The organism is Novosphingobium sp. JCM 18896 (genome assembly GCF_025938095.1).
GTDB lineage: Bacteria > Pseudomonadota > Alphaproteobacteria > Sphingomonadales > Sphingomonadaceae > Novosphingobium.
Genome location: NZ_JAPCZF010000016.1, coordinates 1 through 18,642 on the forward strand (window position 1 = coordinate 1; position 18,642 = coordinate 18,642).

An 18,642-nucleotide genomic window follows, 5' to 3' on the forward strand; every position below is an offset into this window, starting at 1 on the left:
CCGTCGTCATCCTCCGCCTCGTCGCCAACCAAAAAAGCTGACGACCATAGATGACCCGGGGGTGGTCCCCGATTAGGCGCCGATCACCGAGTCAGGTGGGCACCACTTGCACGCCGAAACACAACCGGCGCTCTTATTCGTTACGCCGTGGAGGCAGCCACAGTACTTGGAGATTGCAGCGCTGAGGAGGCCGCGCGCCTATTTACGTTTGCCGACCACCTGGGGCTTGCTTTTCAAGTCCGCGACGACATTCTCGATATTGTCGGGACATCCACGACGCTCGGGAAAACGCCCGGGAAAGATGCGGATGCGGGTCGCCCTACCGCGCTTACCGTCATAGGACTTTCGGGCTCGACCATCGAAGCGGCTCGATTGGAAGATGCCTGCTACGAGGCATTGAAATGCTTTGGCACTCGAGCGCAGCCGCTGCGTGAATTGACACGCTTCGCCGCCAAACGCAGGCATTGATGAGCGCGACTGGAGTTCACGGCGGATTGCCGGGGCCTGCCATAATCTGGTGAAGGCGGCCCGCCGCCTGAAAACTACCGTCGGGAACGGTTGCGATCTTGCTCAAGCCGGAGACCAAGTAGCAGCTCCGCGGTGTTCTCACCTATCGCATCGTATCCGGAACTCTGTCGACCTCGCAGTTGATGAGCACGATCCAGACCAGCAGCGGCCAAGCGAGGCTGACGACGCTGCAAGGCGGCTTCCCGACCCCGCGCATCGAAAGAGACAAGGTGGTCATCATCGACACGAAGGGCGGTAAAGCATCCGTTCTGAAGGCTGATCTTGCCACATCCAAGGGTGTCATTCACGTCACAGATGCCGTCTCCATGCGCGGGTAAGAACGGGCGAGCCTGCGCAAACCCTCGCGGAAGGCCGGGTGGCGCGACGCCTCCGGCCCTTCATAATTCAAGGAGCTCGGGCTGCTGGCAAAAGGCGCTGTTCACAGCTTCCGGCGCCGAGCTCGATGCTATGCGATCTAGAGACCGGCTTCGATCCCAATTCTGATCGCGTCGGCCACCGTTCTTACCCCCAGACTGCGCAGGGTCGCCGCGCGGTGCATCTTTATGGTCCGTTCGGTGAGGTCCAACTCGTATGCCACCTGTTTGTTTAGCTTTCCCTTCACCATCGCGGTGAGAAGCTGACGCTGACGCTGCGACAAGGCCTCGATCAGTGTCAGAGCGCGGCGACGCCGTTCTTCCATTTGATCGTCGATCGCCATTTGCGATCCGAGGAAATACAGGAGCTCCCCTTTATCGTCGAAAAGCGGCGCGATCATGACCGCGTTGCGGAATGCGCTGGCATCCTTGCGATAATTGATAAGCTCGACCATCGCCGGTCGGCGCTGCGCAACGGCTTCGCGAAGTTTTGCCGTCTGCTGCGTTTCCGTCCCCGCTCCGCGCAGAAATCGACAATTTCGTCCGATGATCGCATCGCGGTCATAACCGGTCAGAATCATGAATGCCTCGTTGCAAGCCACAATCGGATTGTCGGTGCGGCGAGGGTCGCTGACGACGGCGGCGATATTGCTGTCTGCGATGAGGGAGTCTGGTGTCATGATCCTCGTGCCCTTTGTCACTTCCCGTAAGGCCATATCGTAGCGGATCAGGCGCCACCCTAGAAGCGACAAGGCCGGCTGCCACGTGCTGAGAGCCCTTGCCACCGCTGCAAGCCGGAGGCCAGGCAAACAGGAAATTATTATGAACGCCATGCCCCCGATTAGCTTTCCCGGTCGCGTCGAAGTTCAGGATGAGGTTCCAAAAAAAGTTCTCGATGCGGTTACGACCTTGCTGCGCTGGGCGGGAGATGACCCCGATCGAGAGGGTCTGAGAGACACCCCAGCCCGTGTCGGCCGGGCATGGCGCGACTATTGTGCAGGCTACGGCGAGGATCCGTCAATCCACCTGTCCCGCACGTTCGATGAAGTCGGCGGTTACGACGAGATCGTCTTGCTTCGCGACATTCCGTTTCACTCCCATTGCGAACACCACCTCGCGCCGATCGTGGGGACTGCCTCGATCGCCTATCTTCCGACTGAGCGTGTCGTGGGCATCTCGAAGCTTGCCCGGGTCCTCCATGGTTACGCTCGGCGGCTGCAGATACAGGAGCGCCTGACAGCGCAGATCGCGCAGTGCATTTGGGAGAACCTACGTCCTCAAGGCGTCGCAGTCGTGGTCAAGGCCTCTCACGGCTGCATGACCGGCCGGGGCGTTCGCGTCCATGGCGTCGATCTGGTCACAAGCAAGATGCTCGGCTGCTTTCGCGATGATGCGAACAGTCGAAAAGAGGTGCTTTCTTTGATGACTAATGGCTGATCGCCATGTCGGTCGCCATCATTGGCGCCGGGATTTCCGGCCTCGCTTGCGCTGCTAAACTCACGGCCCAAGGGCACGATGTGACGCTGTTCGACAAGGGCAGACGCCCCGGTGGTCGGCTGGCGAGCGTGTCCATAGACAATATGACCTGGGATCTGGGCGCGCCAGGTTTCGTCGCGCACTCTGCTGAGTTTCGCCGAGAGGCCGAAGATTGGCGCAGGTCTGGCTGGCTTGCGCCTCCCGATCCGTCATCGCCCGATCTGATGGTGGGCGCCCCCACCATGGCAAGCCTGGTGTCGGCTCAATGTGCTAACCACAATGCTCGCTTTGGCGCCAACGTGCGACGCCTGGAGCGGCGTGCCGATGGTTGGATTGTCGCTGGCGATGATTTTGCGCAGGGCCCGTTCAGCACCGTGGTTCTTGCCCTGCCAGCAGAGCAGGCCGCGCCTTTGCTGTCGCTGCACGATCTTGGAATGGCGCGTCCGGCCGCCATGGTTCAGTCCGCGCCATGCTGGGCGGTGATGGTTGCTTTCGCGCAGCCGGCAGAGATCGCGCGCGCCCTGACAACATCCGGCAAGACCTTTGCCGCATTGGTACATAAACAAGAGGCACCTGCCGATGGTGCGCCCGATTGCTGGACTCTTCATGCCTCGCAAGAGTGGTCGCGTGCTCATCTGGAACGCCCGCGCGAAGATGTCGCCCAACTCCTATTCGGCGCATTGCGAGAACTGGTCGATGGTGCACTGCCGCCCGCGAGCTTCCTCAAGGCGCATCGATGGCGCTTCGCCATACCCTATGGCGGCCCCGGCACGACGTTATGGAATGACAGGCTGAAACTGGGTGTCTGCGGCGATTGGTGCCTCGGCTCTAACATAGAGGCAGCATGGCTTTCAGGCCATCGGCTAGGGGCTCAATTGGTTAAATGCCTCGGCCGGGATCTGGACGCCACTGCGGCGTGAGTTCGGCCAGAGCATTTCGATGCGAAACTCGTCACGAAGGCCATCAATATTCTGCCGTGCGTCAGTGAAGATGCGCGGACAAGGCAGACCTTTCGTTTCAAGGCTTCGCGCTCCTGCCTTCCCCGACGCGAGAGATATAGCGAACCTCGTTGCATGGTCTCCCCAATCCTCGCCTTCACAGCGTTCCTAGCCAGCCATTTCCTAGCGGCATTGATTGCCGGTCCACGGCATGACGCCCTGCCGTCAATAGGCCTGGACAGCGATGTATAGCGAAATGATCAATCGAAGATCTGGATGGTGTCGACGCGGACGTCTTCAACCCTGGCTACTTCCGAACACTGTGCATGCTTCGTGCGCGCCTGCCACCTGCAGCACTGCCGAGTTCAGATAGTCGCTGACCACGGATCACTCGGCCCGAAGCCTATGAGATCCGCCTAGCCCCTATCAGATCGCGAGAGCGGCGGATCGACGTTGGCGTCCCTTGTAGGCCCGAGTGCAGCTAACACTCGGCGCTGTCCAAGACAGGCTAGGCTCTAATCTTGGTGAACCATGCCCCTAGGGGCAGGTTGCGCCAGCTCCCGACCTAGGATGAAAAGCATCACGGAGCGAGAGCGTGCAAAGCTCAGCCAAATGGTTAGGCGATGGCGTTGCACCGGCTGTAGATCCATCGGCCGAAAATAGCACTGGGATCGGAAACTTGGGGGAGATTGACAAGCTGGAGGACGAATCCATTCAAAAGGTCGGCGTCCTCTTGGTCAATCTTGGCACGCCCGCAGCGCCGACCTCGAAAGCCGTCAAGCGCTATCTCGCGGAATTTCTATCTGACCGGCGGGTTGTGGAAATTCCGCGGCTTCTGTGGGCTCCAATCCTTCGGGGGGTTATTCTTCCACTACGTTCTCGGCGTTCTGCTCGAGCCTACCGAAAGGTTTGGACCGCAGAAGGCTCACCTCTGGCCACAATCACCTCCAGCCAGGCGCGGATGCTGCAGGAGCGTCTGGCGGCACACGTCGCCGTGCGATGGGCCATGCGATATGGAGAGCCATCCCTGGCTCATGAGCTCGATAGGCTTCAGGCCGACGGTTGCGATCGGATTCTCGTCGCGCCCCTATATCCGCAATACTCTGCGGCAACGACCGCTTCGACCGTCGACAGCGTGTCATCTTGGCTTGCACGCAAACGCCGGCAGCCAACCCTGCGATTTCTGCCGCCTTATTTTGGCGAGAATGAATATCTCGAGGCCATTGTTGACGATATCGACGACCAGATCGCTGCTCTCGAGTTCGATCCCGAGGTGCTCATTCTAAGCTTCCATGGCCTGCCGCAGCGGAGCGTCGAGCTCGGAGACCCGTACCGCGCGCAGTGCGTCGAAACGGCAGCCTCGATTGAGCGAGGCTTGCTCGCTCGCCGACAAGACTTTTGCGTATCAGTCAGTTTTCAATCGCGGTTTGGTCCTGCGCAATGGCTTCAGCCCTATACAGATGAAGTATTGTCCGAACTTGCGCGAAGCGGTGTCAAACGCGTTGCGATAGCGGCGCCAGGATTTTCGGCGGATTGCCTCGAGACACTAGAGGAAATCGCCATCGAAGGACGCGAGACCTTTCACGCAGCCGGCGGGCAGGACTTCGCATATCTGCGATGCCTCAACGCGGAACGACGAGGCGTGGAGATGCTCGAGAAGCTCGTGCGGCGCGAACTTTTGGGTTGGCTAGGTCAGCCCACGAACTCCCACCCCGCACTGCGTGGTTCCGCCTGACATGTCCCAAAGGGAAGCTCACAGAAATTTTCCAGAAGGCTATCGCATTGCAACAGACTGAGAAATGGCGGACGTGAGCAAATGACCGGCTTGGATGAATTTCGCGCGGAGGTGCGGGCCTGGCTCGCTTGCAATGTGCCCAAGGGCTGGAGACATGCCTCTGTCGACCCTTCGCAATTTGTGACTATTCAGCGCGATTGGTTTCGCAGGCTCGTGGACGGCGGATATGCGGTCCCGCACTGGCCCGCCAATTGGCCTGGAGGCGGAAGGTCGCTGGAGGAACAGAAGGTAATTTACCAAGAGCTTGCCCGAGCCGATGCTCCGCGCCTGCTGTTGACCTTTGTGTCGACCTATCATGCCGCCTGCACGATCATGGAGTGGGGAACCCAGGAGCAACAAGACCGCCTTTTGCCCGCTATCCTTGACGGCGAAATTTGGTGCCAAGGTTTCTCCGAACCGGGTGCGGGATCGGACCTCGCCAGTGTGCGAACCAAGGCAAGCCGGCGCGGCGATAGTTACATCGTCAACGGGCAAAAAATATGGTCAACGGTGGCCCAGTATGCGGACAAGTGCTTGCTTCTCGCACGAACAAGCAACGAAACTCCCAAACAGCGAGGGCTTACATTTCTTCTATGCGATTTGAACAGGCCAGGCATTACCATCAGGCCTATCCATCAGATACACGGCGACGAAGAATTCGCGGAAATATTCTTTGACGACGTTGAAATACCGGCCTCTGATCGGTTGGGGGAAGAGGGCCAAGGCTGGGTCGTTGCCCAAGCGACGCTGGCTTCCGAGCGTGGCCTGACCTTGCTGGAACTTAGCGAGAGAATGCGGGGCGCGATGTGGCGGATCGCCGACCAGATCGCTTGCGGCGGCCGCGAGGAGGACACGGGGGTCTTACGGGATTTTGGCCGCCTAGCCACTAGAGTGCAGGCAACCAACGCCTTGGCCGATCAGTATCTAGCGTGGCGCATAGCTAGCGAGGAGCAGCCGGGCCATGCTTCGCTCATCAAGCTTCATTATGCGCGAGTTCTTCGCGAGTTCACCGCTTTTGGCCTGCGATTAGCATCCTTCGAAGGCCAAGTTCATACGCCCATTACATTTGGAGGCGGCATGGAGACAGGCAATTGGATGGCAGACTTCATGAATAGTTATGCATGGACGATCGCTGGCGGTTCCGATGAAATTCAACGCAATATAATTTCAGAAAAGTTGCTTGGCATGCCGCGCGAGCCCCGAATGTCTGCTAAGCCGGAAGCTGCATCATGATTTTCAGAGAAGAACTTCAGGTAGTTGCGCGTGAGGTTTTTGGCGATGAAACCGTTTCCTGCGACGCTGGACGGGTTTGGCGCCTGATGTCTGACCTGGGGTGGCTAGGTATCCGGGTGCCAACAACACTTGGCGGGCTGGAGTTAGAAAGGGGGGCCGAGACCGTCCTTCATTATGAACTTGGCCGTGTGCTTGGTCCCGGTTCGGTTGCAGCCCATATGTCAGTGATACAAGCGCTTGTAGCATGCCATCAACGCGACCCGCTGCAAGAGGCCCTCCAAGGCGCGCTGTTCACATCGTCACTGACATTTACCACAGCCACCGAGGCGAATGGAAGGATCAACGGACATTTGAAAGCGGTCCCTGATGCTCACGACGCTGCGAGGATTCTCGTCGCTGCCTCGGACCGGCTTCTCCTGTATCCTTTGGATGCCAGCGGTATCGAGATCCGAGAACGACGGATGTGGGATGAGACGCGGCGCATGTTCGACGTCTCCCTCAATGATGTTGCCGTCGACCGGGGTGTCTCAATAGCGCAAGGCGATGCTGCGCGTACAGTCTGGGATGAATTCAACGGCAACGTGCTTCACGCCCTCGCAGCGGATTCGCTAGGAGGCGCGCAGGCGATCCTTGCAATGACGATTGATCATTTGAAGGTGCGGCACCAGTTTGACAGGCCGTTGGCGATGTTTCAGGCGCTCAAACACCGTAGCGCCGATCTCTTCACCGCATTGTCAGGTGCCGAGGCGATGCTGTGGCAAGACATGAAAGCAGACGTGAACATCGAGCGGGTCGGCGCGTTTAAGGCCTATGCGGCCGGGGTTTTCCATCACGTCGTGGAAGAGGCGGTACAGTTGCATGGCGGCATCGGGCTCACGAGCGAGCACAGGTGCCACCGCTTCCTCAAACGTGCGCTTTTGAACGATATGCTTGGCGGCACTGAAGATGAATGGTTCGAGGCAGCTGGTCGGCAGATGATCATGCAACTGACGGGTTGAAGTAGGCGCGCGGCGAGCACTGGTTGATGGGCCTCAGATGTCAGCTCCCAGCGCTTCGGCAACGGTGAAGATGTCCTTGTCGCCGCGGCCCGAGACGTTGACCACGAGGATCTGGTCTTCGCCGAGCCGCTGGGTCAGCTCGGGCAGCGCGGCGAGCGCGTGCGAGCTTTCGAGCGCGGGGATGATGCCTTCGAGCTCGCAGCAGAGCTGGAACGCCTCAAGCGCCTGCTTGTCGGTGATCGGCACATATTCGACGCGGCCGCTCTCGTGCAGCCAGGAGTGTTCGGGACCGATGCCCGGATAGTCGAGGCCTGCCGAGATCGAGTGCGCCTCGGTGATCTGGCCGTCCTCGTCCTGCAGCAAGTAGGTCTTGTTGCCGTGGAGGATGCCGGGCTTGCCGCCCTTGAGGCTGGCGGCGTGCTGGCCGCTCTCGATGCCGTGGCCGGCGGCTTCGATGCCGACCATCGCCACGTCGGCGTCGTCGAGGAACGGGTGGAACAGGCCGATCGCGTTCGACCCGCCGCCGACGGCGGCCACCAGCATGTCGGGCAGGCGGCCCTCGGCCTTCATGATCTGCTCGCGGGTTTCCTTGCCGATGACCGACTGGAAGTCGCGCACCAGCTCGGGATAGGGGTGCGGGCCCGCGGCCGTGCCGATGATGTAGAAGGTGTCGTGGACATTGGCGACCCAGTCGCGCAGCGCCTCGTTCATCGCGTCCTTGAGCGTCTCGGCGCCCGAGGTCACCGGATGGACCTCGGCCCCCAGCAGCTTCATGCGGAACACGTTGGGCTTCTGCCGCTCGACGTCCTTGGCGCCCATGAAGATCGTGCAGGGCAGGCCGAAGCGCGCAGCGACCGTCGCCGTGGCGACGCCGTGCTGGCCAGCGCCGGTCTCGGCGATGATCCGCGTCTTGCCCATGCGCATGGCGAGCAGGATCTGGCCGACGCAATTGTTGATCTTGTGCGCGCCGGTGTGATTGAGCTCCTCGCGCTTGAAGTAGATCTTCGGGCCGTTACCTGCGGGCGCCTTGTCGCGATAATGCGCGGTGATCCGCGGCGCGTAATAGAGCGGGCTCGGGCGGCCGACGAAGTGCTCGAGCAGGTCGTCGAACTGCGCGCGGAAGGCCAGGTCCTTCTTCGCCGCGTTGTATTCGCGTTCGAGATCCAGGATTAGCGGCATCAGCGTCTCGGCGACGTACCGACCGCCGAATGCGCCGAAGTGACCGGTCTGATCAGGTAAGTTTCGCATTGAGTTACGAGGGTGGATGACCTGATTCATGATCTTTTCCTTACGACCCTGAGCCTACGCCCCGCAAATTGGCTCGATGTTTATTTCTGTATCAGCGGACTTGATGAGTGCGGCTGAAGCGCTCTCCAAAAAACCTACCGTCGGATCAATCATCCGCGTGATCTCGGCATGCCGAGGCCCTGCTCGGCGACCATCGAGCGGTGGACCTCGCTCGAGCCGCCGTAGATCGTCGCGCCGTGGGCATGGCGATAGGCCTGGTTGAGCTTGCCCGCCGGGCCCTTGCGCTTCGACAGCGAATAGGGGGCGGTGAGGTCGAGCAGGTCGCGCGAATCGAGCGTTAACTTCTCCGATGAGAACACCTTGGTCCCGGGCCATAGGCGAGGTTGGTCGTGCCTTCGACCTGAACCCAGCTGGCGCGATACTGAGCAGCTGGGCCGTCAGGTAGTTCGCATAACCTTGGCCAGGCGTCTCGATCGCACGATCTGCGCCGGTATAGAAGTCGCGTGGACTGGCAAGCAGCAGGCGACGCTGCATACCCCAGACTCCGCCCAAGCCGTCTTCGCTTTTGTCAGCCATTATATCTCACGGGGATAAGACTGGCGATGTTTGTAGCTCCTGCAATTGTCCCATTAGGACAGGTTGCATCGGCTCAACTATCGCTCGAGTTGCGCCACCGCATATCCCAATTTTCTGGCGGGGGAGCATCGATGTAACAATGAATGTTACCCCAATGCTATCGATTTATGGTTACAAACCAGAAGATTGGCCTCCAAACCACGTGCATCGCTTTAGATGATCTATCCGGCAGCCGGGCCTACGGATGCTGCGAGGGTAAGGTGGCCGATTACGGGCATGGTAATTCTCCTTGTAGATTCGCCCGTGGACCGCGTGCGGGGGCTGATCGAGCGGCTGGCGCCAGCCCCGGCGTGCGAGGCCTGTATTGCCGAGCGCCTCGATCTCGCGCGGGGCGAACCGTCGAGCGCCACACCCACGAATTGGCCGGGATCGACGGTTTCGAGCGAGATCGCGATGCATGCGCGCTGTGCGGCGAGACCAGGAGCGTCATTCGCAAGCACCGCTCGTGCGGGTCGGGAACCATCGCGGCGGCTGAGGCGTAGTAGGATAAACGGCTGCCGCGCCCTTTCCCCCCTCCCGCTCAGCGGCCGCCGATATTCCCTTAGCCCTCGCCGAAAGGCGGGGGCTTTTCTTATCTGGGAGCACCTGCCGCGCGTTCTTTTGAGCGCGGGATGTCGCCGGGTCAGGCATTACGCGAGGCGCACGGGCCGCGCCCGCGCGCCTCGCACGTGGCTGCGTGTTCTACTCGCTGGCTGCGGGTTTCGGCCTGCGCTTGGTGGCCGGCGTGGCTGCGGTCTTTGCCACCTTGGTGCCAGGCTTGCGGCCAAGACCGATCTTCTTGGCGAGGCCGCGGCGCATCTCGGCATAGCTCTCGGCGACCATCGGATAGTCGGCCTTGAGGCCATAGCGTGCACGGTAGTCGGCAGGCGTCAGGCCGTGCGTCGAGAGGTGGCGCTTCAGGGTCTTGTAGGGCTTTCCGTCGATCATCGAGATCAGATGATCTTTCGATGCGAGCGAACGGCGAACCGACACGGCGGGCGTAAATTCTTCAGCTGCAGGACCCGCTTCTTGCGCGGCCTGGGGCGCGGCAAGATTGGTCACCGCGCCATGCATGGTCTGGAGGAAAGTGGGAACTTCTTCGGCCGACGCACGCGTGTTCGGGTTGGACAACCAGGCGATCGTCAGCTCGGTCGCGAGTTCCAGAAGGGTGCTGTCGGTCTGTTCTTCGGCCATGCAAATAACTCCATTTCGGATTGATACTCCTAGATGCTATATTTGCGACGTCAAATTAATCTTCCTTCATGAGGTGCCCGTCGTCCTTTGCCCCAAAGAAGAAATCACCCCGCGAGCCGCATCAGCGACGAGCGGGGCGGCCGAAAATTCCGCCTGTTCTATGCGAGGATAAGAGGGTGGCGCGAAGCCGCGCCACCCTCTTGCCGATCAAGCGGTCAAAGGCTGCGGCGGCTCTCGGTTCTCTCCCGCCTCATCCTCACTGGGCGTCTCGGACACCAGTGCCTCGCGTGCCGCATCGACGATCCCGGCCGCCGCAACCGAGTCCACGCCACCGCGCGTCGTGTAGGCCGAGGGCGGGAAAGCCATCCAGCGCGGCACCCAGCCCTCGACTTTCTCGCGGCCATCGGCCCCGGCGAGATGCGCCTCGATGATTCCCTTCAAGGTCTTGCCCTTCTCCTTGGCATTGGCCTCGGCAACCCGCGCGCCGGCCACGTCCTCGACCATCGCGACGAGCACTTCGCGGTCGCGCAGGAGGTCGAAGAACACGTCGTCCGCATGCCAGTATTGGGCCATGTCGCCCCCGATTTCGGCCGCGACCGCATCGACGGCGGGGCTACCGGCGTCGAGCGTTTCGCCCATGACGACGGCGAGCACGGCCATGACGCCCTCGTCGCCGAGTGCCATAAGTCGCAGGAACAGCCCCGCCAACCGAAAGCCATCGCCGTTACCGCCGGTCACGCGCGGCTCGTCCTCGGATAGGCCGAGCAGGCGCAGAACCTTGAGGCGGGCGCGGTCGAATTCGGCCTCGGCCTTGGAGGCCGCAACGCTCTGCGACACGCCATCGTCGCGCGTAGCCTGCGGTTCGGGCCTGACCGTCCAGAGCGGCGAGCCGACGACGGCATGCGCCACCATCAGCCGCAGCGCCACGCCCGGTGCCCCGAGCAGCGCCGACCGCGTCGCCGCATGGCGGTGCAGGTCGACATAGGTGCCGAGATTGGCCGTGACCTCGGAGCGTGCGGGCTTGGCGGCGGGTTCGCCGCCCTCGCCTTTCTCCGCCGCCCGGCCCTCTTTCTGGCTGACATAGCCTTCGTGGAAGGTGACCTCGCCGCTCTGCGCCACATCGATGTAGACGCGCCCGCCCTTGCGCTTGGCGGTGCGGCGCGCGAAGTGGTTGAAGCGAAGCGAAGCGAAGCGCGAAGCACGGGCGGCAGGACGATCATGCCGCGTCTCCCATCAGCACAGCCGGACTTGGCCCCGCGTCCTCGAATTGCCTGTCAGCGTCCTCTTCGCTCGCCGCCTGGGCGGTTGCGGCCTGCCCGATCCCGGCCTCGGCATGGCGACCGAGCAGCCAGTCGGCGGCCTTGCTGGCTTGGCTCGCGGCGCGGAAGATCGCGCGGTTGTCTTGAGCCAGCACCTCGAACCAGGCACCGATGTAATCGGAATGGCGCACGGTCGGGACGATACCGAGCGCGGCACAGACGAAAGCCGAGCCCATTTCGGCAACGAGTTCCTCGCGCGCATAGCCGGGCGACCCGAAAGGATCGTCCATCGGCCGCGCGAGCCGCGAGGCATGACCCGTCGCGTGGGTCAGCTCGTGGAATACGGTGCGATAGAAATTGATCTGGTCGAAGAACAGCGGCTGGGGCGGCACCTGCACGAAGTCGGCGGAAGGCCGATAGAAGGCCTTGTCGCCGCCGATCCGAAAATCGATGCCCGAGGCCGCGACGACCTCTTCGGCGGCGACGACGATCTCGCGTTCGGGCAGCGGCGCGGGACTGGACTCGATCCGCTCGGGCAGGCCATCGCACTGGGCGACGTTGAACAGGGTGAAGCGCTTGAGGAAGGGCACGGCCCGTGCCTCGCCGCCCGTCTCGAGCGCGCGCGCCTTCTCGCTCTCGGGGGTGAAGCGGTCGGCATAGACGACGCCGGTCCCCTTCTCGCCGCGCCGCACCGAGCCGCCGAGGTCCTGCGCTTGGCGGAAGGTCAGCCAGCCCTGCGAAGGATAGCCGCCCGCGATGACCGCGCCCCACAGGATCAGGACGTTGATGCCCGAGTAAGCCCGCCTCGACGCTGCATTGCGCGGCAGCCCGGCGCCTGTGGCCCCGGCAAGCCCCCAAGGCTGAACCCATGGCAGGCGGCCTTCGGCGAGCTCGCCGAGAATGCGGCTCGTCACCTCGTCGTAGAGACAGGCCCGGCCTTGGCCCCGCACTGCGCGGGTCTGCCGGTTGGCGGAACGGTTGGGATGCTGGCGCAAGGATCACCTCCACACGCCGCCCAGAAGGCCCATGGCCTCCCCCCAAAGAGCGGAGGGTGGGCGGCGAGACGACCTGCCGGCCGCGCCCAGGAGGGGGCCCGCACCCGTAGGGCCGCAGCGAAGCGGAGGAGCCGGCGGCACGCCGGCTTGCGGGACACCGGGGCGCGGCCAGAAGGGCGCGCCGCTCACCCGCCGCGCGTCGGGGACAGGCCACCAACAACGCCGCCGCGCCCACGAGGCGCGGCGTCCGCTTCCCCGGAGCGCCCCCGCGCTCCGGCCCCGCCACAGGATCGTCACCTCCGGCCGGGACGCAAAGCGGCCCGGCGGAGCTTGGCGAGGTCAGGCTCAGGACTGGCCGAGCCTAGCGCCGTAGAGCCTGGTCGGCCCGTCGGGCGAGGCGGTGAACATCCTTACCGCCATCATCGCCATAGCCACCGATCTTGGCGGCATGAGCGAGCCCCTACCAAATTCCACTCCGGCGTTCCCGATCCCTCCGGCCGGACTCGCCCCAGCGCTCGACGGATTCGCCTCGCCGCAGAGAGACGAAGACAGCGGAACCCGAGACTCTCTCCCCGCATAGTGAAGGCATGAGCAATCACGAGCATAGGGGCACGGCGAGCATCGAACGCGTCGGCTACGACCCGGGCACCAGGGCATTGACCGTCTGGTTCCGCGGCAGTCGCCGCTACGATTTCTCCGACGTTCCGCCCGAGGTCTACGAACAACTCTGCGGAGGCGACGAGCAGGATCTCCCCCGATGCGACCGCGCGGGCGCCGCCGCGTTCCCCAGGCTCGGCCGCCACCGCCATTGACGCGGATCATATCAAGCCAGAGAAGGAATAGACGCATGTCAGACGACAAGACCAAGCAGGGCACCGACCGCAGGTTCGTCGCCGCCGGCGAGGACTACGAAGTCCGCCATTTCGCGGATCGGCACGGAATCTCGATCGATCAGGCGCAGAAGCTCATCGACGAGCACGGCAATAGCCGTGAAAAGCTCGACCAGGCCGCGCGCGCGATCAAGGCCTGAGCACAATCCAGCCGCGGCGCCTTTCGGAACATAGGAAGAACATGATATGGCCTGAGCTCGCTGAGTCGCCGGAGCCCTATTATGCTGTCCCCCCCCGAGATCGACGCCGAAGACGCGCCGCGGCCCACCCTCGCCCAGGCCGAGGCCGCCGGCCAGCGGGCTTTCGATTTCATGGGACGCTCACCTTTCGTGGTGCGTCCGGCCAGCGAGCTGCTCCACCAGATCGCGGAGCCATCAATCCCCGAAGCGCCCACCGAGCCGCCGCTTCCTCAAGCCGCACAGCCCGCGCCGCCTTTCGGCGCGTGGCTTCTCGCGCAGAAGGGGCGCAAGGGCTGGATCGGCGAGCTATCGCGCGCATTCCAGGCTGACCGAGACTTTCCTGCGCGCGGAAATCCTGACGACGTGCGGCGATATCTGGGCGAGGTGCGCGCTGAAGGCGACGCATACGCGGCGCTCGACGATGCCGAGCTGGACTGGGCCTGTCTCTGACGCGCCATGGCTCTTCGCTGCCGGCTCTGCGCCAACAACGATCGCGACAGCCTGGTCGAGGACCTCGCGCAACGCATGTGGGACGCGCGACGGGACCGCGAGATCGATCCCGACTGGGACAATGCCGGCCCCTATTGGCAAGAGGCAATCCGTCTGTTCGCGTCCGAGACGATCGCGATGCTCAGCGATGGATGATGCGATCGAGGTCCTGCACGCAGCCTCGCTACGCGCGGACGAGGGACCGCAGACCGGAGCGGACGTTCGCCTGGCGCTCAAGACCCTGCGCTTTGTCGGCGTGCCAGCAGAGGCTATTCGCTATTTCTGGGATTCGTGTCAGACGGAAAATGCGATAGGCCGCGCGCAGGGCATGACCGCGGCGCTTAATCGCATAAAGCTTATCCGCGAGGGTCGCCTCGAGCTCCAGCCCCGCCACCGGTCCCCGCCCCAGTCGACGCCGAAACAGAAGCCCCCGTCATCACGGTAGTGACGATGTTCAAGCAGAGCGGATCATGGTTCGGTCGGGCAATCGGAATGCGAGAGCGGGAAAAAGATGCCCAGCGTCTTCGTCGCCGTCTCATGTGCGTGAATAGAGCCTAGCGACTGACGCTGACCGATGACCTGTCCACCGGAGGACATGGTCGGCATAGCGCTTGGGCCCAGCGTTGTAGGAACCGATCAGCCCCGGATAGCCGAACGCCGGTACATGAGGCGCAGGTACAAGGTCCCCGCCAGAATGTTGTCGCGAGGATGATGGGGATCCCGGCCCAGCCCTACCCGGTCGCGCATCGCCGCACAGTTCCCGGCATGAGCTGCATCAGCCCCGTTGCGCCGGCGTGGCTCACGATCGGCCGACTGGCTGCCCTCGTGCGCTCCGCGCTCTCCGCGCATCACGCGTTCGATCCAAGCCGCCGGGATGCCGAAGCGCAAGGAGGCCTCATCAATCAGCGGCCGCCATTGGCCGATCGGCGCGCGCCGGCGCCGTACAGGAGAGAACCAGAGCCGTCAGGGCAGTCAACTTTCCCGTAGCAGCTTCGTGGTTCCGACCACACGATCCGCGTCGATTTCCCCGAAGCCCGGCAGCGTCGTTACGCAGGTCTTTGTGCCCGGGTGTCCGACCACTCCGATACCCAATCGCAAACTATCACTGCTGGGCACGCTCGTGATGATCGACGCGAACCGGCTCGAGACCGCCAAGTGCCGGACTAGTCCGCCAGGAGCCCTTGCCTTCACGCTCGATCGGAACGCCGCAACTTTCGCAGAGGGCCGCGTGGCCGCCCGTTTTGCTGAAGTGCACAGACTGCATCGAAGGCTTGTGGCGGCCAAGATAACACAGGAACGACATGCCCCGCCGCTTAGCACGCTCGCGATAGACCGGTCAGCATCGATGCGACGAATGGCTGGTCACACGTCCGTCTCATGCTCCTCACCCGCTCGCGGCTCGATCGAAACCCGGTGAGCAAGGCACCGCCGATCCCACGAAATTGGCACCTTCCAACATTGCTTTTCCCAACCGAGCGGGCGAGAATAAAGCGAGAACCTCCGCCGCACACGCGGCACTTTAGACCGGAACCTTCAACACCGTGCGCGACGACCTTTCCCACCTGCCAACCAAGCAGCAGGATGAACTCGCCCGTGCGACGAAGATCCTCATGGAGGAATTCGAGAAGGCAATCGCGCTCGCCAATGCCGGCTGGAAGCGCAACGGCAAAATCCTCAAGGTCATCCTGTTCGGCTCGTACGCACGCAGCGACTGGGTCGACGACCCGGTTGGCGGCTACCAGTCCGATTTTGATCTGCTCGTCGTGGTGAGCCACGAGAAGCTGACCGATATCGCCGAGTACTGGTACATTGCCGAGGACAAGATTCTCCGCGACGAGACGATCGGCCGCCAGGTGAACATCATTGTTCACGACCTCAACGACGTGAACAATGCCCTCACGCGCGGGGAATACTTCTGGGCCGACATCGTGCGCGACGGCATCGTGCTCTACGAACTGCCCGGCCATCCGCTGGCGGTGCCGATGCCGCTCAGCAAGTTCGAGGCCGTGCAAATGGCCGAGCGGTATTTTGAAAGCTATCTTTCTTCGACCGCAGAATGGCTAGATCTTGCTCAACATGCGATCTCGAAAGGCCAAAAGGGAAAATGGCCTAACAAGGCGGCATTCAATCTTCATCAGGCCGCGGAAACCGCCTACGCATGCTTCCTCCTGACTTCCACATTCTACTTCCCAAAATCGCACAATATCAAGTTCTTGAGATCGCTTTCGGAGTCGAAGGAGCCTCGACTGATCGAGGCTTGGTCGCAGGCGACGAAGCTGGATCGCCGACGCTTTGAGCTCCTGAAGCGGGCATACGTGGATGCGAGATACTCGCCAAACTATCACGTCACGATCGAGGATCTGCACTCCATGTACACGTCCGTAAAACGCCTGCGCGATCTCGTCGAAAAAGTTGCAAACGCGAGGATCGCGGAGATCGCTCGCTCTTAGCTGAGGGCAACAACCGCGGCACTGAAAACGCGGCCCGATCTGCCGTTCTTACCGACGCTGACCCGAAGCCTGAGGGTCAGTTCCTAATTAACCCTTGAAGCCGCGGGCGGAAACGCCTGCGGCCTCATTGGTATGGCGTGTCTAGGCAGTGGCACCGCCAGCCCCGGTCAATCCAGCGCCAGGCGCCGCTGATCCTCGCGATCGATCGCCAGAAGCGACACCCCGCGGGTCTCCTGCATGATGAACGCTGAGACAAGGCTGATCGCGCCAGCAACCGCAACATAGATCGCGATCGGCATCCAGTCGTTGTATTGGCGCAGCAAAGCCGTTCCGATCAGCGGCGCCCATGACCCCGCAACGATCGCCGTGACCTGGTAGCCCAGCGAAACACCTGAGTAGCGCATTCGCGCGGGGAACATCTCGGCCATGATTGCAGGCTGCGCTGAATACATCAGGGCATGGACCACCATTCCGAACAGATTACCCGCTAGTACAATCGCAACCTGTCCGCTGCCGAACATGGGAAAGGCAAGGAAGGGCCAGACCACGGTGAGCGCGGCGCCGACAGTGTAGATCGGCTTGCGGCCGATCCGGTCCGCGAGGGCACCAACGGCCGGGATCAGGGCTGCCTGGAGCAAATGCGCAATGAACATCGATGAGAGGATCTTGGTGGTCCCCACCCCGATGTGCGCAAGATATGTGATCGAGAAGGTAACGACCATGTAGTAGAGGATGTTCTCACCCACCCGCAGGCCCATCGCCGTGAAAACGCCGCGCGGATAGTGGCGGAACACCTCGACGAGGCCATAGCCATCGTAAGCACGCTCCTCCGCCTCGGCCTTGGCAGCCTCGAATATCGGAGAATCGCTCACTTTCGTCCGGATATAATAGCCGATCCCGACAATGATAACGGACAGCCAGAACCCGAAGCGCCAGCCCCAGGACAAGAAAGCCTCTTGGGAAAGCGTCGCGGACAGGATCAGCAGCACGATCGTCGCCAACACATTGCCCAGTGGGACGCCGGCCTGCGGGAAGCTCCCCCAGAACGCGCGGCTTCGATTGGGACTGTTCTCGGCCACGAGAAGTACCGCCCCGCCCCACTCTCCACCGAGCGCGAAGCCCTGAACGAACCGCAAGAGCACGAGAAGTGCCGGCGCCCAGTAGCCGATGGCTTCGTAGGTAGGCAGGCACCCCATCAGGAATGTCGAAACGCCGATCAGCATGAGGCTGAACTGGAGCAGCGACTTCCGGCCGAACCGGTCTCCGATATGGCCGAAGACGATGCCGCCCAGCGGGCGCGCGATGAATCCCACCGCATAGGTACCGAACGCCGCGATTATACCGTCGAGTTCGTTCCCAGTTTGAGGGAAGAACAGCTTCCCGAAGACCAGCGTCGCGGCCGTGCCGTAGAGAAAGAACTCGTACCATTCGACGATCGTGCCGGCCATGGATGCGCCCACCACCTTTCGCAGGTAAGGTAGGTCGGCAGTCTGCTCGTGCTTCATGGATCGCGCCTCATTTGGTCGGATTCCGACTTAGCGCGGTTCGCACATACCTCAACCGGAGCGATACTGCGCGCTGCCTAGCTGCGAAACGCCGACGCAAACGTTCGATTGCGCAATGACCCCGCAATGCTAAATCTGATCCATGACGACGCCAGAGCGACAGACAGCCCGCGGCACGCTGATCAAGTCCGCAAAGACATTGGCGACAAGCTGGATCTCGCATTGCGTGATCCTGACGCGGAGAACGTCACGCTCACTCGCGCGGAAGCGGCGCTGGTCATCGGCCTAATAGCCGGCGCGGCAGAAGCATTGGCGATCGAAAGTTCCACATTGAATGACGAACCGCGCATTGACACGGCCTCAAAAGAATCTGGGTGAGTCACGAGGCCCTTTAGGTACCCATCCGGCGGGTCCCGCCTTGTCGATGAGCTGAGGGACCGGTCTTAAGTGCGCTCGTAAGAGTGCGCTTTGGAGCGGTCGATGGGTCAGATCACAGTGTTTTCCGGGCCGGAGCGCCG

Annotated in this window: 18 protein-coding genes and 3 pseudogenes; 13 read left to right on the forward strand and 8 right to left on the reverse strand. The window is 62.2% G+C overall.

Annotated elements, in window-relative coordinates:
* Positions 1–129: 129 nt before the first annotated feature.
* A pseudogene (locus tag OLX23_RS25910) lies at positions 130–468 on the forward strand (polyprenyl synthetase family protein); the annotation flags it as partial.
* A 134-nt stretch (positions 469–602) separates the two neighbouring features.
* Positions 603–845: pseudogene (locus tag OLX23_RS25505) on the forward strand (fasciclin domain-containing protein); the annotation flags it as partial.
* A gap of 137 nt (positions 846–982) precedes the next feature.
* Here OLX23_RS25505 and OLX23_RS25510 read toward each other — a convergent pair.
* Complete coding sequence (locus OLX23_RS25510; protein WP_264448178.1) at positions 983–1,561, reverse strand: PAS domain-containing protein; 579 nt, start codon at positions 1,559–1,561, stop codon at positions 983–985.
* A gap of 142 nt (positions 1,562–1,703) precedes the next feature.
* On the opposite strand from OLX23_RS25510, the gene folE reads away from it, so the two are divergent.
* The 5 genes from folE to OLX23_RS25535 all read left to right on the forward strand — a co-directional run bounded on the left by folE (position 1,704) and on the right by OLX23_RS25535 (position 7,300).
* A complete protein-coding gene (folE, locus tag OLX23_RS25515; RefSeq protein WP_264448179.1) occupies positions 1,704–2,318 on the forward strand; it encodes a GTP cyclohydrolase I FolE in 615 nt (204 codons plus the stop codon).
* A gap of 5 nt (positions 2,319–2,323) precedes the next feature.
* The gene (locus OLX23_RS25520; RefSeq protein ID WP_264448181.1) at positions 2,324–3,277 is read left to right on the forward strand and encodes an NAD(P)/FAD-dependent oxidoreductase; all 954 of its coding nucleotides are present in this window, start codon (positions 2,324–2,326) and stop codon (positions 3,275–3,277) included.
* A gap of 697 nt (positions 3,278–3,974) precedes the next feature.
* Positions 3,975–5,030 carry a ferrochelatase gene (hemH, locus tag OLX23_RS25525; RefSeq protein WP_264448182.1) on the forward strand — a complete coding sequence of 352 codons (1,056 nt, stop codon included), beginning with the start codon at positions 3,975–3,977 and terminating at the stop codon, positions 5,028–5,030.
* Positions 5,031–5,111: 81 nt separating this feature from the next.
* Positions 5,112–6,302 (forward strand): acyl-CoA dehydrogenase family protein, encoded by a 1,191-nt coding sequence (locus OLX23_RS25530; RefSeq protein WP_264448183.1) that lies wholly within the window; start codon positions 5,112–5,114, stop codon positions 6,300–6,302.
* Complete coding sequence (locus OLX23_RS25535; RefSeq protein ID WP_264448184.1) at positions 6,299–7,300, forward strand: acyl-CoA dehydrogenase family protein; 1,002 nt, start codon at positions 6,299–6,301, stop codon at positions 7,298–7,300. Before OLX23_RS25530 ends, OLX23_RS25535 begins: the two co-directional genes overlap by 4 nt.
* Positions 7,301–7,333: 33 nt before the next feature.
* On the opposite strand, the gene trpB is transcribed toward OLX23_RS25535, so the two are convergent.
* From trpB to OLX23_RS25560, 5 genes are all read right to left on the reverse strand, one after another.
* A complete protein-coding gene (trpB, locus tag OLX23_RS25540; protein ID WP_264448185.1) occupies positions 7,334–8,578 on the reverse strand; it encodes a tryptophan synthase subunit beta in 1,245 nt (414 codons plus the stop codon).
* A gap of 119 nt (positions 8,579–8,697) precedes the next feature.
* Positions 8,698–8,907 carry an acyl-CoA dehydrogenase family protein gene (locus tag OLX23_RS25545; RefSeq protein WP_264448186.1) on the reverse strand — a complete coding sequence of 70 codons (210 nt, stop codon included), beginning with the start codon at positions 8,905–8,907 and terminating at the stop codon, positions 8,698–8,700.
* A 958-nt stretch (positions 8,908–9,865) separates the two neighbouring features.
* Entirely contained in the window at positions 9,866–10,357 is a 492-nt protein-coding gene (locus OLX23_RS25550) for a MucR family transcriptional regulator (RefSeq protein WP_264448187.1), read from the reverse strand.
* Positions 10,358–10,564: 207 nt separating this feature from the next.
* A complete protein-coding gene (locus OLX23_RS25555; RefSeq protein ID WP_264448188.1) occupies positions 10,565–11,476 on the reverse strand; it encodes a chromosome partitioning protein ParB in 912 nt (303 codons plus the stop codon).
* A gap of 97 nt (positions 11,477–11,573) precedes the next feature.
* Positions 11,574–12,611 carry an ArdC family protein gene (locus OLX23_RS25560; protein ID WP_264448189.1) on the reverse strand — a complete coding sequence of 346 codons (1,038 nt, stop codon included), beginning with the start codon at positions 12,609–12,611 and terminating at the stop codon, positions 11,574–11,576.
* A gap of 587 nt (positions 12,612–13,198) precedes the next feature.
* On the opposite strand from OLX23_RS25560, the gene OLX23_RS25565 reads away from it, so the two are divergent.
* The 4 genes from OLX23_RS25565 to OLX23_RS25580 all read left to right on the forward strand — a co-directional run bounded on the left by OLX23_RS25565 (position 13,199) and on the right by OLX23_RS25580 (position 14,325).
* A complete protein-coding gene (locus tag OLX23_RS25565; RefSeq protein ID WP_264448190.1) occupies positions 13,199–13,423 on the forward strand; it encodes a KTSC domain-containing protein in 225 nt (74 codons plus the stop codon).
* Between the two features lie 35 nt (positions 13,424–13,458).
* Entirely contained in the window at positions 13,459–13,641 is a 183-nt protein-coding gene (locus tag OLX23_RS25570; RefSeq protein ID WP_264448191.1) for a DUF3606 domain-containing protein, read from the forward strand.
* An 81-nt stretch (positions 13,642–13,722) separates the two neighbouring features.
* The gene (locus OLX23_RS25575) at positions 13,723–14,130 is read left to right on the forward strand and encodes a hypothetical protein (RefSeq protein WP_264448192.1); all 408 of its coding nucleotides are present in this window, start codon (positions 13,723–13,725) and stop codon (positions 14,128–14,130) included.
* Positions 14,131–14,136: 6 nt separating this feature from the next.
* Entirely contained in the window at positions 14,137–14,325 is a 189-nt protein-coding gene (locus tag OLX23_RS25580; protein WP_264448193.1) for a hypothetical protein, read from the forward strand.
* Positions 14,326–14,761: 436 nt separating this feature from the next.
* Here the strand turns inward: OLX23_RS25580 and OLX23_RS25585 are convergent.
* Positions 14,762–15,136 (reverse strand): annotated as a pseudogene (locus OLX23_RS25585) (lytic transglycosylase domain-containing protein); the annotation flags it as partial.
* A 574-nt stretch (positions 15,137–15,710) separates the two neighbouring features.
* Here OLX23_RS25585 and OLX23_RS25590 point away from each other — a divergent pair.
* Positions 15,711–16,619, forward strand: coding sequence for a HEPN domain-containing protein (locus OLX23_RS25590; protein WP_264448194.1), 909 nt, complete (start codon positions 15,711–15,713; stop codon positions 16,617–16,619).
* 167 nt (positions 16,620–16,786) lie between these two features.
* Here the strand turns inward: OLX23_RS25590 and OLX23_RS25595 are convergent, their stop codons facing one another.
* Complete coding sequence (locus tag OLX23_RS25595) at positions 16,787–18,124, reverse strand: MFS transporter (RefSeq protein WP_264448195.1); 1,338 nt, start codon at positions 18,122–18,124, stop codon at positions 16,787–16,789.
* Between the two features lie 126 nt (positions 18,125–18,250).
* Between OLX23_RS25595 and OLX23_RS25600 the strand changes: the two genes are divergently transcribed.
* The gene (locus tag OLX23_RS25600; protein WP_264448196.1) at positions 18,251–18,502 is read left to right on the forward strand and encodes a hypothetical protein; all 252 of its coding nucleotides are present in this window, start codon (positions 18,251–18,253) and stop codon (positions 18,500–18,502) included.
* The last annotated feature ends 140 nt before the right edge of the window (positions 18,503–18,642 follow it).

What these genes read in the sequence shown, in the direction of transcription:
- OLX23_RS25595 (WP_264448195.1), bottom strand. Translation starts at nt 18,124, where the DNA reads ATGAAGCACGAGCAGACTGCCGACCTACCTTACCTGCGAAAGGTGGTG.
- OLX23_RS25600 (WP_264448196.1), top strand. Translation starts at nt 18,251, where the DNA reads ATGCTAAATCTGATCCATGACGACGCCAGAGCGACAGACAGCCCGCGG.
- OLX23_RS25535 (WP_264448184.1), top strand. Translation starts at nt 6,299, where the DNA reads ATGATTTTCAGAGAAGAACTTCAGGTAGTTGCGCGTGAGGTTTTTGGC.
- OLX23_RS25550 (WP_264448187.1), bottom strand. Translation starts at nt 10,357, where the DNA reads ATGGCCGAAGAACAGACCGACAGCACCCTTCTGGAACTCGCGACCGAG.
- OLX23_RS25530 (WP_264448183.1), top strand. Translation starts at nt 5,112, where the DNA reads ATGACCGGCTTGGATGAATTTCGCGCGGAGGTGCGGGCCTGGCTCGCT.
- folE (WP_264448179.1), top strand. Translation starts at nt 1,704, where the DNA reads ATGAACGCCATGCCCCCGATTAGCTTTCCCGGTCGCGTCGAAGTTCAG.
- OLX23_RS25570 (WP_264448191.1), top strand. Translation starts at nt 13,459, where the DNA reads ATGTCAGACGACAAGACCAAGCAGGGCACCGACCGCAGGTTCGTCGCC.
- OLX23_RS25575 (WP_264448192.1), top strand. Translation starts at nt 13,723, where the DNA reads ATGCTGTCCCCCCCCGAGATCGACGCCGAAGACGCGCCGCGGCCCACC.
- OLX23_RS25580 (WP_264448193.1), top strand. Translation starts at nt 14,137, where the DNA reads ATGGCTCTTCGCTGCCGGCTCTGCGCCAACAACGATCGCGACAGCCTG.
- OLX23_RS25520 (WP_264448181.1), top strand. Translation starts at nt 2,324, where the DNA reads ATGTCGGTCGCCATCATTGGCGCCGGGATTTCCGGCCTCGCTTGCGCT.
- OLX23_RS25565 (WP_264448190.1), top strand. Translation starts at nt 13,199, where the DNA reads ATGAGCAATCACGAGCATAGGGGCACGGCGAGCATCGAACGCGTCGGC.
- trpB (WP_264448185.1), bottom strand. Translation starts at nt 8,578, where the DNA reads ATGAATCAGGTCATCCACCCTCGTAACTCAATGCGAAACTTACCTGAT.
- OLX23_RS25510 (WP_264448178.1), bottom strand. Translation starts at nt 1,561, where the DNA reads ATGACACCAGACTCCCTCATCGCAGACAGCAATATCGCCGCCGTCGTC.